The sequence below is a fragment of the Anaerostipes sp. CAG:276 genome (assembly GCF_000432215.1).
Lineage (GTDB): Bacteria > Bacillota > Clostridia > Lachnospirales > Lachnospiraceae > Anaerostipes > Anaerostipes caccae.
In genome coordinates this window covers 158,062-172,620 of record NZ_FR889195.1, presented here as the reverse complement: position 1 = coordinate 172,620, position 14,559 = coordinate 158,062, and the positions used below count along the sequence as shown (strand labels likewise).

The window sequence follows — 14,559 nt, the reverse complement described above, 5'->3', positions numbered from 1 at the left end:
CTCTTCCGATCTCATTGACAATATTGTTCAATTCCTGATCAGAGTAAGCATACCAAAACTTTTTATTTCTCTCCACACGGTAAAGCGGCGGCTGAGCCATATATACGTATCCCTCCTTGATCAGATCCGGCATGAACCTGTAAAAGAACGTAAGGAGAAGCGTTGCAATATGGGCTCCGTCCACATCGGCATCTGTCATAATAATAATTTTATGATACCGTAATTTCTCAATATCAAAATCGTCATGAATGCCTGTGCCGAAGGCTGTGATCATTGCCTGAATTTCTTTATTCATCAGAATCTTATCGAGTCTGGATTTCTCTACGTTAAGAATTTTTCCCCTCAGAGGAAGGATTGCCTGGGTTGCACGGGATCTGGCCGTCTTTGCGGAACCTCCCGCAGAATCACCCTCGACGATATAAATCTCACAGTTTTCAGGATTCTTGTCAGAACAGTCCGCCAGTTTTCCGGGCAGGCTGAACCCATCCAAAGCAGTCTTCCTTCTGGTAAGATCTCTTGCTTTTCTGGCAGCATCTCTGGCTCTCTGCGCCAAAACTGCTTTCTCACATATAATCTTTGCAACTGCCGGATTTTGTTCCAGAAAATAGGTAAGCTGCTCATTGACAATGCTGTTGACTGCTCCTCTGGCTTCGCTGTTTCCAAGCTTTTGTTTTGTCTGTCCCTCAAACTGAGGCTCGCCAAGTTTAATGCTGATGACGGATGTAAGTCCCTCACGGATATCTTCTCCGGAAAGATTACTCTCATTTTCCTTCAGCAGCTTATTCTTTCTTGCATAATCATTAAAGGTTGTTGTCAGCGCGTTTTTAAAGCCGGACAGATGGGTTCCCCCTTCCGGCGTAATAATATTATTGACAAAGCTTAAAGAGTTTTCGTTATAGGAGTCATTGTGCTGCATAGCAACCTCTACATAAACCCCGTCTTTTTCTCCCTCACAGTAGATTACCTGATCATAGAGGGCTTCTTTTCCTCTGTTTAAATAAGTGACAAACTCCTTAATCCCGCCTTCATAGTGGAATACTTCTTCGACAGGTTCTTCCTGACGGTCATCTCTGAGAATAATTCTCAGGTTTTTTGTCAAAAATGCTGTCTCACGCAGACGCTGTCTCAACACTTTATATTCAAATATTGTTTCTTCGAAGATTGTATCATCGGGCAGGAAGCTTACTTCGGTTCCGTTTAATTCAGTCTCTCCCACAACCTTCAGAGGATAACATACTTTTCCCTTTTCATATCGCTGATTATATATTTTCCCATCTGTATGAACATTGACTTCCAGCCAGTTGGACAGAGCATTTACTACGGATGATCCCACACCGTGAAGTCCTCCGGAAACCTTATATCCTCCGCCTCCGAATTTTCCTCCTGCGTGAAGAATTGTAAATACGACTTCCACGCTGGATACGCCCTTTTTCTTATTCATCCCCACCGGAATCCCTCTTCCGTTGTCACGCACCGTAACAGAATTATCTTTGTTCAGTGTCACATAAATCGTATCACAGTAACCTGCCAGTGATTCATCGACCGCATTGTCCACAATTTCATATACCAAATGATGAAGCCCTTTGGCGGATGTACTTCCAATATACATTCCGGGCCTTTTTCGTACAGCTTCCAGTCCCTCCAGGATCTGAATCTGATCCGCACCATATTCTCCTTTTTTCTCAGTGCCCATACGTTCCTCCTAATTTTCTCTGACAATTTTACCTGATTTGACCTGAAACATTTTGTCAATCTGCAGATGACTGTTAATAAATTCTTCCAGCCCTGTGCATGTGATCAAAGTCTGAATGTCTTTTATACTGTCCAAAAGATAATTCTTCCGGCTGCTGTCCAGTTCTGACAGCACATCATCCAGGAGCAGAATCGGTGTCTCTCCGGTCTGTCTTTTTACTAACTCAATCTGAGCAAGTTTCAATGAAAGGGCTGCTGTCCTCTGCTGCCCCTGTGACCCAAATTTGCGGATATCAATTCCATTTACCAAAAATTCAATATCATCGCGGTGAGGCCCTGCCCCTGTGGAAGCATATTTTAAATCAATCTCTCTCTTTCTCTGTAAAACGGTCAGAAATTCATCATAGTTTACACTATAATCATATTTCAAAACAATTTTTTCTTTTTTTCCCGTCAGATTCTTATGGATCTCCCTGATGATCTCATTGAGATCCTCAATAAATTTCTGCCGGTACCGGATGACCTCCGATCCATACTTGACAAGCTGGAGATCCCAACTGTCTAATGTATCCAAAAGTTCACGCTGGTAAGCCAGCTGCTTTAGTAAGTTATTCCTCTGTGCCATCACCCTGTTATAGCTGGAAAGCTGATGAAGGTACATTTTTTCAAGCTGTGAAAGCTCAATATCTAAAAACTTTCTCCGCTCAGAAGGCCCGTTTTTTATAATACTCAGATCTTCCGGCGAAAAAAATATGACAGGGACAAAGCCAAGAAGATCGCTGGATCTCTTGATGGGAATCCGGTCAATGGCCGCACCCTTTGTCCTGCTCTTTTTCAGATGCATGTCAATCTGGTGCCCAATGTCCTGTTTCATCAGATGAATCCTTATATGGGATTCATTTTCTCCGAAACGTATGATCTCCTTATCCTTGCTTCCGCGGTGGGACTTGGTTGTTGCCCCCAGATAAACTGCCTCAAGGATATTCGTCTTCCCCTGCGCATTATCACCGTACAAGATATTGGTGCCGCTGGAGAACTCAATGATCAGACGGTCATAATTCCGATAGTTTTTTAACTCTAAAGACTGAATATACATAAGGCACCCGATTATTTCACAATTTTTACAGCCTGTCCGTCAAATTCGATGACTTCTCCGCCGTACAGCTTTTTTCCCCTTCTCGTATCAATCTCTCCATCGACACTGACCAGTCCGTCCTGAATGACGATCTTTGCCTCCACCCCTGAACTTACAAGACCGGCAGCCTTCAATGCCTGGCCGAGTTTTATATACTCTTCACTCAATTTAATCTGCTCCATCAAGATTTCCTTTCTAGTGATTGAAATTTACCGGAAGTATTAAGTAAATATAGGATTCCGAATCATCCTTGATAAAGCAGGGCGCCTTCGGATTGACAAGGTATATATTGATTTCCTCATCATCAATGACACGCAGTACATCCATCAAAAATTTTGGATTAAATCCAATCAGGATATCCCTTCCCTCTTTCTGAATCAGGATGTTTTCCTCCATTGATCCGAAGAAAGATGAAATACTCAGCTCCAGAGAATTATCAGTGATATTGATAACGATAGGTTTCTTGTCAGATTCTCTGATCAAAAGACTGGCACGGTCAATACAGTCCAAAAATTCCTTTTTGTTGATCGTGATCTTCGTCTCATAATCACTGGACAGCATCTGACTTATCTTATAGTATTCCCCTTCCAAAAGTCTTGAAACAACTCTGGTCTGATCAAATTCAAATAAGATATGCTTATTCGTCACGTAAATTATAACATCTTTTTCCGCATCACCTGAAATAATTTTTGTAATTTCCTGAAGTGTCTTTCCTGGAACGACAACTTTAAAAGAATCATAACTCTCTTTTAATTCAATGTTTCTGATGGAAATTCTGTGTCCGTCCAGCGATACAACATTTAATTTTTTGTCTTCAGCCTCAAACAGCTCACCTGTCATGAGTTTATTATTTTCATTGTCAGAAATGGAAAATATTGTCTGCCTGATAACTTCTTTCAGAGTAAACTGAGACAAAGTGATGCTTTTTTCTTTTTCAATCTCCGGAAGATATGGGAATTCTGATCCTTCCTGTCCCACAATATGAAAACATGCTTTTTCACAAGTGATAGTTGCTTTGTAATCAGAATCTGTTTCGATCGTAACATCATTATCCGGCAGTTTTCTGACGATCTCAAAAAATAACTTGGCATCCAGAGCGATTTTTCCCTGTTCTAAAATATTTCCTTCTATGTTTGTCTCGATGCCCAGTTCCATGTCATTTGCAGTCAATGTAATTGTACCGGCACTTGCCTCCATAAGAATGCATTCAAGAATAGGTAGTGTTGTCTTATTGGAAACAGCTTTGGATACAATGCTGACACCGGAAACCAGGTCGCTTTTATTACAAACGATTTTCATATTGTGTATAACTCCTTTCAGGTTCAAAAATACTTAAATATATATTAAAAATCCGCAGTATAAGCCGTAGGGGCTGTGGATTTGTGAATAACCCTAAAAAACGGCTTAATTTAAGGCTGAATTAGGGTTAATAACTTGTTAAAAAGCCACGGATAAAGCTTTCATAACTCGAAGGTTATCAACAAGCCTGAAATTAAGGTTTTCATTATCAACACAAAAGACACAGGTTATCCACAAGATTCTGTGTATAAGCCTTATGAGGGGTTCATTTTTTTTATAATAACGTCAAGGGTCGTGGATAAAGAAGAATCTTTCTGTAAATCCTTCTCAATCTTCTCTGAGCCATGAATGACCGTAGAGTGGTCTCTTTTTCCGAGATACTCACCTATTTTTACAAAAGAAGTATCCGTAAGTTTCTTGCACAGGTACATACAGATCTGCCTTGGATATGCGATATCATGGCTTCGTTTTTTGGATATAATATCAGCCGGCTGGATGTTAAAATGTTCAGCCACCGTAGTGATGATCAGATCTGGTGTAATTTTTACAACAGTATCATTGTCCACAAGGTCTTTTAGGGCAATTTTAGCTAAATCAAGATCAATCGGTCTTTTTTCGAGTTTGGAATATACCCTGATTTTGTTCAGTGCTCCTTCCAGTTCTCGAATATTCGATTTAATGTTTGAGGCTATGTAGTCAAATATAGCATCGTCGATATAAATGTGATCCAGTTCGGCGCGTTTTCTTAAAATCGCGATTCTCGTCTCATAATCAGGAGGCTGAATATCTGCCGTCAGCCCGCAGCCAAAACGGGTCCTCAAACGTTCTTCCAAAGTCTCGATTTCTTTCGGAGGCTTATCGGAAGATATGATAATCTGGCTTTTGGAATTATACAAAGCATTAAATGTATGGAAAAACTCCTGCTGGGTGCTGTCTTTACCTATTATAAACTGAATATCATCGATCAGGAGTACGTCGATGGTCCTGTATTTGTTTCTGAGCTCTTCCTGTTTGTTGTGATGGATCGCATTGATGACTTCGTTGGTGAAATCTTCACTGGTCACGTACAGGACCTTGAGTTTGCTGTTATTTTCCATAATGTAATGGGCGATTGAGTGCATCAGATGGGTTTTCCCCAATCCGGCGCCGCCGTATAAAAAAAGCGGATTGTAAGCTTCCGCCGGAGCTTCTGCCACAGCAATGCAGGCGGCATGAGCCATCTGGTTGTTTGTTCCGACGACGAAACTGTCGAACGTATATCTCGGATTTAAGTTATTGGAATCCTGAAGCTGGGTATCCGTGCGGGATGCAGGAGCCTTTTTCTTCTTAGCTTCTTCCAGAACAAAAGAAATTTCGTATTTTTTACCTGTGATATCCTGAATGGCCAGAGAAATATAAAAGTCATACATCTTACTTTCAATAAAATGTATGCCTCTGGCATCAAAATTACTGTTCAATGACAAAACAATCTGATCGTCTTTCACTTCTTTAATATTGAGGGGTTTAATCCAGGCGTTGATGGCAGCACTTGAAATATCGTGTTCCTGTTCAAGTTTTAACAAAACGTCATCCCAGATCGCTTCGATTTTTTTCTTCATTGATTTTTACGGACCTCTTTCTAAATAAGTTTAAAAAAATACACTATTACTAGTGTATAACAAAAGAATTTTTTTTTCAATGTTTCTTTCATATAATAAGTACAATCATAATACAATATATGTTGTCTGTGAAAAACTGTGGATAAATTTATTCACAAAATAAACACTAGGAAATATCAGGGGTTTCGACACATATAAACATATGATAAACAAATATTTCACATAGTTTTCCACATGTTATCCACAAATTGTGTATAACTTTTTAGAGTCCTACAATATCTATGGATGGAATAACTTTATCGCAAAAAAACATAGAATTCTCTTGACTTATGCAGGTAATTTTGACTATAATGGGAGTGATGTTTTTTAGAAAATATATGGTTTCATATATAAAATTACTATTTTTTGATTAAGGAGGTGTTTCTAGACATGAAAATGACATTTCAGCCAAAGAAAAGACAGAGATCTAAAGTTCATGGTTTCAGAAAGAGAATGAGCACTGCTAACGGAAGAAAAGTTATTAAGAGCAGAAGAGCAAAAGGAAGAAATAGATTGTCAGCATAGGTCGCAGTGATGTGACCTTTTCTTTTCTCTAAATAATAGGGAAGGAAAAGATATGAAGCATTATCATTCATTAAGAACAACTAAGGAATTTCAGCAGGTATATAAAACCGGTAAATCAAAAGCAAACAGATATTTAGTTTTATACTGCAGGGAAAATCAGCTTAATTATAATCGTTTTGGAATCTCTGTCAGCAAGAAGGTGGGAAACAGTGTCGTGAGACACCGGGTGACCAGGCTTCTGAGAGAGAGTTACCGTCTTCGTGAGTCAGAGTTTAAGCAGGGATTTGATCTTGTAGTTATTGCCAGAAATACGGTTAAGGATGAAGGTTTTCACACGGTGGAAAGTGCTTTGCTCCATCTGATGAAGCTTCATCGTTTAAAAAGAGATGAAAAACATTGAAAAAGATTTTGATTTATTTGATACAGTTTTATAGAGCACATTTGTCTAAATTAAAAGGAAAAGGAACTTGCATTTATACTCCGACCTGTTCAGAGTATGCAGTTGAAGCACTGGAAAAACACGGCGCGCTGAAGGGAAGCCTTCTGGCTGTGTTTCGAATATTGAGATGTAACCCTTTTGCAAAGGGAGGATATGATCCTGTTCCGGAAGTGAGAAAGGTGAAAGGTAAAAAGAAATGATGTATTTGGCTCAAGCAGCCCAGGCAGGCAGCGGTGGATTATTGTCTCCGATTGTATGGGTTTTCGGCGAGATCATGAAGTGGATTTACAATGGATTATCAGCTGTCGGTATTGAGAATCTTGGATTGTGTATTATTTTGTTTACATTGATTTCAAAGTTGATTATTTTTCCGCTGACGATCAAGCAGCAGAGAAGTATGAAGATCAACCAGGTGGCACAGCCTGAAATGATGAAGATTCAGAAGAAATACCGTGGTAAGAGAGATCAGGCATCTATGATGAAACAGCAGGAAGAGATGCAGAAAGTCTATGACAAGTATGGGACAAGCCCTACCGGAGGATGTGCGACTACATTGATCCAGTTTCCGATCATCATGGCTCTGTATTATGTAGTCAGAAATCTGGAAGGTTATATTCCTAACATTCCTAAGAGTGCGTATGAATTTGTTCTTGGAATTAACATTCAGAATACACCGGGATTCAAACTGAGTATTTATCTTATTATCCCGCTTTTGTCCGCTTTCTTTCAATATTTAAGTGCACGTACATCTATGGCAGACATGGATTCAGATAATCCGGCGGCAGGTATGTCTAAGAATATGATGCTGATGATGCCTATTATGTCTTTATTCATGTGTATCACTCTTCCGGTGGGAATTGGTATTTACTGGACTGCAAGTGCAGTTTTCCAGTGGGTACAGCAGATTTTGATCAATAATTACTATAATCATACAAACATGCAGAAGATCATTGAGAAGAGCAGAGAGAAAGCAGCCAAGAAGAAAGCTAAGAAAAAGGGTCCTTCAATGTATGAAAAAATGATGGGTGCTGCAAACGGCAGTACACCGTCAGAATCATCCCAGGATAATACGATCAGCAGCATTGCAAAGAAAAAAGTCACAAAAAATGTAGAGTATAACACAGAATCCCAGGGAGGAATTGCATCTAAGGCAAATATCGTGAAGAACCGGATGGATAAAGGGGGAAAATAAAATGGCAGTAACGCGTTTTACTGGCAAAACGGAATCTGATGCGGTTATGAATGCGGCCATGGAGCTGGGAATTCCGAGCACAGAAATTCAGTATGCAGTGATTGACAAAGGGAGCAACGGATTTTTAGGACTCTTTAAAAAGCCGGTGATCATTGAATTGACGGAAGAAGAAAAACCGGCTGAGCCTGTAATGGAAGATAAACCTGAGAAAACAGCGGAGGTGCAGGCTGCTCCAGAAAAGAAAAAGAAACAGGTCCAGGAACCCAAGAAGGCTGCCAGTGAGAATCCGAAAGAAAAAGTTTATAAACGCCCGGATAATATTGATCAGATCATAGACGACACAGAAGCATATCTGGATGAAGTATTAAAGGCGATGGGACTTGTTCCTAAATTAAATCTTTATTATAATACGACCGGAAATGTGCTGAATATTAATGTTACCGGTGAAAAGATGGGCGCTCTGATCGGAAAGCACGGACAGACACTGGATGCACTCCAATATCTCACGAGCCTGTTTGTGAATAAAGAAAGCGAAGCTTTTATTAAAGTAAAGCTTGATACGGAGAATTACAGGGAGCGCAGACAGGAAACTTTAGAAAAGCTTGCGCTCAGCATTGCAAATAAAGTGAAGAAGACAAAAAAACCGGTTCATCTGGAGCCTATGAATCCGAATGAACGCCGGATTATCCATTCTGCACTTCAGAGAGATCCTAAGATCGTGACAAAAAGTCAGGGAAAAGATCCTTACCGCAGAGTGGTTGTCATGCTGAAAAAATAATGAATTTGGGTTGCCTTTTGCGGCAGCCCTTTTTTGCCTTGCGGAGGACATTGAAATGGGAACAGATACAATCGCAGCGATCGCTACACCGCTGTCCAGCAGCGGGATTGGGATTATAAGAATCAGCGGGCCGGAAGCCATAGATATTGCTTCTGAAGTATTCCGCCCGAAAAGAGAAAAAGATATAAAAAAGGCAGCCACTTATACGGCTCATTACGGACATGCAGTGAAGGACGGAAAGGATATTGATGAATGTATTCTTCTGATTATGAAAGGTCCTCATTCCTATACTGCCGAAGACGTGGCGGAGATCAACTGTCACGGCGGAGTCGTCGTGATGAAAAAAATACTGTCTTGTATCATTGAAGCCGGGGCGAGGCCGGCAGAACCGGGTGAATTTACAAAACGGGCATTTTTAAACGGGAGGATTGATCTTTCCAGAGCAGAGGCCGTAATGGATCTGATTCACTCCAAAAATGAATTTGCCATGGAAACATCCTTAAAGCAGTTAAAAGGAAGTCTTTCTGAAAAAATTCGTTCTTTGAGAAAAGAGATTGTTCATAGTGTGGCGTTTATTGAATCCGCATTGGATGACCCTGAGCATTATTCTGTAGACGGATTCTCTGAACAGCTGAAAGTACAGGTAGAGCACGCCAGGGATGACATTCAGAAGTATCTTGATTCATCCGACAACGGGCGTATATTGAAAGAAGGTATTCACACGGCAATTGTGGGAAAACCCAATGCCGGGAAGTCTTCGATATTAAATGTCCTGCTGGGTAAAGAAAGAGCTATTGTCACAGATATCGCAGGAACTACAAGGGATACTCTGGAAGAGTCGATTCAGATCAACGGGATTCCGCTGAATGTGATCGATACGGCGGGTATTCGGGATACGGATGATGTTGTTGAGAAGATCGGTGTGGATAAAGCGAGAGATTCGGTGATAAAAGCGGATCTCGTCCTCTATGTTGTGGATACTTCGGTTCCGCTGACAAAAGAAGACGAGGAAATTATGAAGCTTCTTAACGGAAAGCAGGTAATTGTACTGTTAAATAAATCAGATCTGGAAACAAAAGTTTCTGAAAGTGAGTTTCTTGACAGAGGATTCCAAAATATCGTTCCAGTATCGGCGAAAAGTCTTTACGGACTGGAAGATCTTTATGAGAGGATCAATGATCTTTTCTTTAACGGAAGGGTATCGTTTAACGACGAAGTATACATTACAAATATGAGACATAAGAAAGCGCTGGCAAATGCAAAGGACAGCCTTGATCTGGTTCTGAAAAGCATCGAGGACCGGATGCCGGAGGATTTCTTTTCGATTGATCTCATGGATGCCTATGAGGAACTTGGCTATATTATTGGGGAGTCTGTGGGCGAGGATCTGGTAAATGAAATATTTGCAGAATTTTGTATGGGTAAATAGAGATGAAAAATTTAGAAGAATTTTATGATATTGTAGTTGTAGGTGCGGGCCACGCAGGCTGTGAGGCGGCATTGGCCTCAGCGCGCCTTGGATTTAAAACAATTTGTTTTACAGTGAGCATGGACAGCATAGCCCTGATGCCGTGTAATCCGAATATAGGAGGAAGCTCCAAGGGACATCTGGTAAAAGAGATCGATGCTCTTGGCGGTGAAATGGGTGTGAATATAGATAAGACTTATATTCAGTCCAAAATGCTGAACCGTTCCAAGGGACCAGCTGTTCATTCCCTCAGGGCACAGGCGGATAAAAAGATGTATTCCATGGCTATGACACAGACAATGGGAAATACAAAAAATCTTACGGTCAGGCAGGGAGAAGTGACACAGATTCTGACACAGAACGGCAAAGTCACGGGAGTAAAAACTTACTCGGGTGCCGTTTATCATGCGAAAGCAGTGATCCTCACAACCGGTACTTACCTGAAAGCCAGGTGTATTTACGGAGATGTGAGCAATGAGACTGGGCCTAACGGTCTTCAGGCTGCCAATTATCTGACACAGTCTCTGAAGGATCTTGGAATTGAAATGCGCCGGTTTAAGACTGGAACTCCGGCCAGAATTGATAAGAACAGCATTGATTTTAATAAGATGGAAGAACAGTTCGGGGATGATAAAATTGTTCCGTTCAGTTTTACAAATACTAGAGAAGATATACAGAGAGATCAGATTTCCTGCTGGCTGACTTACACAAACGAGGAGACGCATGAGATCATCCGTGAAAATATTGGGCGTTCCCCATTATTTTCAGGTGCCATTGAGGGTACAGGCCCCCGGTATTGCCCCTCTATTGAAGATAAGATCGTAAAATTTCCGGATAAAAACCGGCATCAGGTTTTTATTGAACCTGAGGGTGAATATACGAATGAGATGTATGTGGGGGGAATGTCAAGTTCTCTGCCTGAAGACGTCCAGTATGCCATGTACCGCAGCGTGACGGGGCTTGAAAATGTTAAAATCATCAGAAATGCATATGCTATTGAATATGACTGCATCAATGCAACACAGCTGAAGCCTTCTTTGGAATTTAGGAAAATAGGAGGGCTGTTTTCAGCAGGACAGTTCAACGGAAGTTCCGGATATGAAGAGGCAGCTGCCCAGGGACTGATCGCAGGCATAAATGCTGCGAGAATGATCCAGGGAAAGGAATCTCTGGTCCTTGACCGCTCCCAGGCTTATATTGGTGTTCTGATCGATGATCTTGTGACAAAGGAGACGAGTGAGCCGTACCGTATGATGACTTCCAGGGCAGAATACAGGCTTTTGCTGAGACAGGATAATGCGGATCTCCGTCTTTCAAAAATAGGATATGAAATGGGGCTAATCAGTGAAGAGAGATATCAAAACCTGCTGGAGAAAGAAGCGCGGATAGAAAAAGAAATCAATCGGCTCAGCCGCGTAAATGTCGGGGCTTCAGGAAAGGTTCAGGATCTGCTTTCAAAATGTCAGAGCACGGAGTTAAAGTCTTCTGCGACTATGGCAGAACTGATCAGGAGGCCGGAGCTCACTTATGATATGCTTTCTCCCATTGATCCGGACAGGCCCGAATATCCTGAGGATGTGAGAGAACAGGTGAATATTAATATTAAATATGAAGGTTATATCAAACGCCAGCTTTCTCAGGTGAAACAGTTTAAACGCTTAGAGAAGAAGAAAATCCCTGAGGGAATAAAGTATGAAGATATAGGAAACTTAAGGATTGAAGCAATACAGAAGCTGTCTAAGATACGTCCTGCATCGATTGGACAGGCGTCCAGGATTTCCGGGGTATCCCCGGCAGATATTTCGGTTCTTCTCATTTATTTGGAACAGCTTCATCAAGGGGCTTAGGAGTGTATATGATTAGTTTAAGAGAAAAAGCAGAAGAGTTAGGAATTGCATTGACAGACAGGCAGCTTGCTCAGTTTGAAATATATTATGAATTACTGACAGAGAAAAATAAGGTAATGAATCTTACTGCGATCACTGAGAGAGAGGATGTGATCCTCAAGCATTTTGTGGATAGTCTGGCATTGGTGAAGGCGGAGTGTGGATTTTCTTCACAAAAAATTCTCGATGTAGGGACGGGAGCAGGATTTCCGGGAATTCCTTTAAAGATTGCATTTCCTGGATTAAAGATCGTACTTCTGGATTCTCTGAATAAGAGAGTTAAATTTTTGCAGGAAGTGATCGATGCTCTGGAACTGCATGATATTACGGCAGTCCATGGAAGGGCGGAGGACTACGCCAGGCAGAAGGAATACCGTGAGCAGTTTGACCTGGTTGTTTCCAGGGCAGTTGCCAACTTGAGCACGCTTTCGGAGTATTGTCTTCCCTATGTAAAGGTATCAGGAATGTTTCTTCCTTATAAATCCGGCAGGATCGAAGAAGAAATGAGAGAAGGAAAGCATGCGGTATTTCTCCTTGGTGGAGAGATTGAAGATGTTGTGTCATTTGTACTTCCGGGTACAGACATGGAGAGGACTATTCTTAAAATAAAAAAACAAAAGGCAGCCCCGAAGCGCTATCCGCGCAAAGCAGGGCTGCCGTCAAAAGAGCCGATCCGTTAAAAAAAGATTTTGCAGGCTTTCAGGACTTCATCGGGATTTTCCAGATGAGGCAGGAGTTTTGACCCTTTTATAAAATGATATTCAACGGAAGGATTCAATACCTGGTACTGTTCAATGGTGTTTTCGGCTTCTGGCGTATGATCTCCCATGAGGAAGTAAATACTGTGGTTTAAATTTTTTATGGATGGAATCAGATTACAATTCAGGTAGTCTGAGATGAGGCTTGCATACAAATATTTTGTGTCTGATCCACATTTGTGAGCGGATTCATGACAGATATCCACATATTTCTGCTTAATGTCCTTAGGTCTGTGGAAATATTCCCGGGCAAGTTTTTTCTGGATCATTGGTCTGCTGTGCAGGATATTGTAAGTGAGTGTGCCGATGATCGGAAGCTCCATAAAATATTTGAGTACTTTTTTGCGGTTCCCGGGATAACGCCCTGCCTTTGTCATATTTTCAGGATTGATCATCATGAGCCGGCTGAAATTCCTGGGTTCTGTGTAGCATGCCAGAAAGATCAGAGATGATGACTTTCCGCTGGAGATGATGTCAGTCTTTGTGCCGATTACATTTTTGATAAAATCATTGATCAGCTGAACATAAAGATAGCTTGTATAAGTGATCCGCGGTTTGTCGGAACGGCCGCATCCCAGAAGATCCAAAGTATAGACCGTATGTGACCTGGAGAGTTCTTCTTTTATTTTATAAAATTCCAGTTCTGAGCTGCAGTTGTTCAGATCGTGAATGAGGAGAAGCGGAGAACCGGTTCCATGTTTTGTATAGTAGAGACTGCCGAATCTCCAGGAGTAAGTATTGCCGTATTTGGAGAACAGAGCATCCTTCATGGAGGATAGTGAGAAGACAAGCTTATTTATCAGATATACACATATTGTTGAAACAGTTGTAATGGTGGCCAGATTTCGCAGTTTTTTATAGAAACGCATACAGAGTCTCCTTTCTAATTTATTACTATTATTATATGACAAACAAGGATTTGATACAATAATACTTTGCATTCCTTAGAAATTCGTTTATCATAAAGAAAAGAGGTGGTGAGATATTTGGAAGAGAAGAAGATTGATAAGGATCAGCTGATGTCAGATCTGGCAGCCTATTTATCTGAAGAATATATGGAGTGTGTGGCTGAAAAAGAAAAATTTATAGAAGAAAAATATAAACTGGAAGAAGAAAAAGAGCGGCTGATCCGTTGTGTGATGCTGGAAAAAGAAAAGAGACAGATTCGGTCGGTATTTTCTCCTTTGTCCTTAGATGAAAACCTCATGGAAGAAGTGAAGGAACCGGATACAAGAGAAGTGGAACATGCATTGGATGTGTTATCCAAAAATATACGGAAGATACAAAAAAAGTGTGATAGACTGAAATCATATTTAAAAGGACTGGAAGAAACTTATTTTGTGGTTTCTGGTTTAGAGGAGCTGGATAAGAGTCAAGAGGAGGTTCTGTTTCTTCCTGCATTTTATGAACTTATGGATCATTTCAGAAAAATTCATCCTGAGATTACAGTCAGCTTTGAGAGAATAGAAAAAGAATCACCGGTGATTCTTACATTTTCATTCTTGACAGGATTTCATCAGATGATGAGATATTCTGTTCAAAAAATAGGAATTTGTTCTTTAAATATAGATACCTTTATTGAACATGACAGAATTATGCTGCAGTTTGTTATGAAACCAAAAAAACAGGCATCCATTCAAAAATTTAAAAAAAATAGAAATATATTGGAAGACATATTGACCAGAGAATTTGCAATTACCAGATGGCAGGAAAATTCAGTGGTATTGCAGGCAATCATAGAAGCATAAGT

Annotated in this window: 15 protein-coding genes; 9 read left to right on the top strand and 6 right to left on the bottom strand. The window is 40.7% G+C overall.

Translation table 11 applies throughout. From position 1 onward, the window contains the following. From gyrB to dnaA, 5 genes are all read right to left on the bottom strand, one after another. A partial coding sequence (gene gyrB, locus QVP35_RS10520) for a DNA topoisomerase (ATP-hydrolyzing) subunit B (protein WP_288187864.1) occupies positions 1-1,693 on the bottom strand: 1,693 nt, incomplete at its 3' end. Between the two features lie 9 nt (positions 1,694-1,702). After that, a complete protein-coding gene (recF, locus tag QVP35_RS10515; RefSeq protein ID WP_006565391.1) occupies positions 1,703-2,788 on the bottom strand; it encodes a DNA replication/repair protein RecF in 1,086 nt (361 codons plus the stop codon). An 11-nt stretch (positions 2,789-2,799) separates the two neighbouring features. Beyond that, positions 2,800-3,009 carry an RNA-binding S4 domain-containing protein gene (locus QVP35_RS10510; protein WP_006565390.1) on the bottom strand — a complete coding sequence of 70 codons (210 nt, stop codon included), beginning with the start codon at positions 3,007-3,009 and terminating at the stop codon, positions 2,800-2,802. Between the two features lie 13 nt (positions 3,010-3,022). Beyond that, positions 3,023-4,126: a DNA polymerase III subunit beta gene (dnaN, locus tag QVP35_RS10505; protein WP_009290244.1), complete on the bottom strand. Its 1,104-nt coding sequence runs from the start codon at positions 4,124-4,126 to the stop codon at positions 3,023-3,025. Between the two features lie 254 nt (positions 4,127-4,380). Beyond that, entirely contained in the window at positions 4,381-5,724 is a 1,344-nt protein-coding gene (gene dnaA, locus QVP35_RS10500) for a chromosomal replication initiator protein DnaA (RefSeq protein WP_006565388.1), read from the bottom strand. A 429-nt stretch (positions 5,725-6,153) separates the two neighbouring features. On the opposite strand from dnaA, the gene rpmH reads away from it, so the two are divergent. Genes rpmH through rsmG form a run of 8 tightly spaced genes read left to right on the top strand, consistent with a single transcriptional unit; the run spans position 6,154 to position 12,731 of the window. Then, positions 6,154-6,288 (top strand): 50S ribosomal protein L34, encoded by a 135-nt coding sequence (gene rpmH, locus QVP35_RS10495; RefSeq protein WP_006568113.1) that lies wholly within the window; start codon positions 6,154-6,156, stop codon positions 6,286-6,288. 52 nt (positions 6,289-6,340) lie between these two features. Beyond that, the gene (gene rnpA, locus QVP35_RS10490) at positions 6,341-6,688 is read left to right on the top strand and encodes a ribonuclease P protein component (RefSeq protein ID WP_006568115.1); all 348 of its coding nucleotides are present in this window, start codon (positions 6,341-6,343) and stop codon (positions 6,686-6,688) included. Continuing rightward, the gene (gene yidD, locus QVP35_RS10485; protein ID WP_006568116.1) at positions 6,685-6,927 is read left to right on the top strand and encodes a membrane protein insertion efficiency factor YidD; all 243 of its coding nucleotides are present in this window, start codon (positions 6,685-6,687) and stop codon (positions 6,925-6,927) included. Before rnpA ends, yidD begins: the two co-directional genes overlap by 4 nt. After that, complete coding sequence (locus QVP35_RS10480) at positions 6,927-7,919, top strand: YidC/Oxa1 family membrane protein insertase (protein WP_227040697.1); 993 nt, start codon at positions 6,927-6,929, stop codon at positions 7,917-7,919. The genes yidD and QVP35_RS10480 overlap by 1 nt, the downstream gene beginning before the upstream one ends. Position 7,920: 1 nt before the next feature. Then, complete coding sequence (jag, locus tag QVP35_RS10475) at positions 7,921-8,697, top strand: RNA-binding cell elongation regulator Jag/EloR (protein ID WP_009290243.1); 777 nt, start codon at positions 7,921-7,923, stop codon at positions 8,695-8,697. 55 nt (positions 8,698-8,752) lie between these two features. Continuing rightward, positions 8,753-10,126, top strand: coding sequence for a tRNA uridine-5-carboxymethylaminomethyl(34) synthesis GTPase MnmE (mnmE, locus tag QVP35_RS10470; RefSeq protein ID WP_009290242.1), 1,374 nt, complete (start codon positions 8,753-8,755; stop codon positions 10,124-10,126). A 2-nt stretch (positions 10,127-10,128) separates the two neighbouring features. After that, entirely contained in the window at positions 10,129-12,012 is a 1,884-nt protein-coding gene (gene mnmG, locus QVP35_RS10465) for a tRNA uridine-5-carboxymethylaminomethyl(34) synthesis enzyme MnmG (RefSeq protein WP_009290241.1), read from the top strand. Between the two features lie 8 nt (positions 12,013-12,020). After that, positions 12,021-12,731, top strand: coding sequence for a 16S rRNA (guanine(527)-N(7))-methyltransferase RsmG (gene rsmG / locus QVP35_RS10460; RefSeq protein WP_009290240.1), 711 nt, complete (start codon positions 12,021-12,023; stop codon positions 12,729-12,731). On the opposite strand, the gene QVP35_RS10455 is transcribed toward rsmG, so the two are convergent. Continuing rightward, the gene (locus QVP35_RS10455; protein WP_009290239.1) at positions 12,728-13,678 is read right to left on the bottom strand and encodes an alpha/beta fold hydrolase; all 951 of its coding nucleotides are present in this window, start codon (positions 13,676-13,678) and stop codon (positions 12,728-12,730) included. The genes rsmG and QVP35_RS10455 overlap by 4 nt on opposite strands. Positions 13,679-13,786: 108 nt before the next feature. Between QVP35_RS10455 and QVP35_RS10450 the strand changes: the two genes are divergently transcribed. Continuing rightward, a complete protein-coding gene (locus QVP35_RS10450) occupies positions 13,787-14,557 on the top strand; it encodes a hypothetical protein (protein WP_225103777.1) in 771 nt (256 codons plus the stop codon). The last annotated feature ends 2 nt before the right edge of the window (positions 14,558-14,559 follow it).

Bases quoted from the DNA above. Each gene is read 5' to 3' on its own strand.
- dnaN (WP_009290244.1), bottom strand. From the start codon at position 4,126: ATGAAAATCGTTTGTAATAAAAGCGACCTGGTTTCCGGTGTCAGCATT.
- QVP35_RS10480 (WP_227040697.1), top strand. From the start codon at position 6,927: ATGTATTTGGCTCAAGCAGCCCAGGCAGGCAGCGGTGGATTATTGTCT.
- jag (WP_009290243.1), top strand. From the start codon at position 7,921: ATGGCAGTAACGCGTTTTACTGGCAAAACGGAATCTGATGCGGTTATG.
- mnmG (WP_009290241.1), top strand. From the start codon at position 10,129: ATGAAAAATTTAGAAGAATTTTATGATATTGTAGTTGTAGGTGCGGGC.
- rsmG (WP_009290240.1), top strand. From the start codon at position 12,021: ATGATTAGTTTAAGAGAAAAAGCAGAAGAGTTAGGAATTGCATTGACA.
- mnmE (WP_009290242.1), top strand. From the start codon at position 8,753: ATGGGAACAGATACAATCGCAGCGATCGCTACACCGCTGTCCAGCAGC.
- recF (WP_006565391.1), bottom strand. From the start codon at position 2,788: ATGTATATTCAGTCTTTAGAGTTAAAAAACTATCGGAATTATGACCGT.
- QVP35_RS10455 (WP_009290239.1), bottom strand. From the start codon at position 13,678: ATGCGTTTCTATAAAAAACTGCGAAATCTGGCCACCATTACAACTGTT.
- QVP35_RS10510 (WP_006565390.1), bottom strand. From the start codon at position 3,009: ATGGAGCAGATTAAATTGAGTGAAGAGTATATAAAACTCGGCCAGGCA.
- dnaA (WP_006565388.1), bottom strand. From the start codon at position 5,724: ATGAAGAAAAAAATCGAAGCGATCTGGGATGACGTTTTGTTAAAACTT.
- rnpA (WP_006568115.1), top strand. From the start codon at position 6,341: ATGAAGCATTATCATTCATTAAGAACAACTAAGGAATTTCAGCAGGTA.
- rpmH (WP_006568113.1), top strand. From the start codon at position 6,154: ATGAAAATGACATTTCAGCCAAAGAAAAGACAGAGATCTAAAGTTCAT.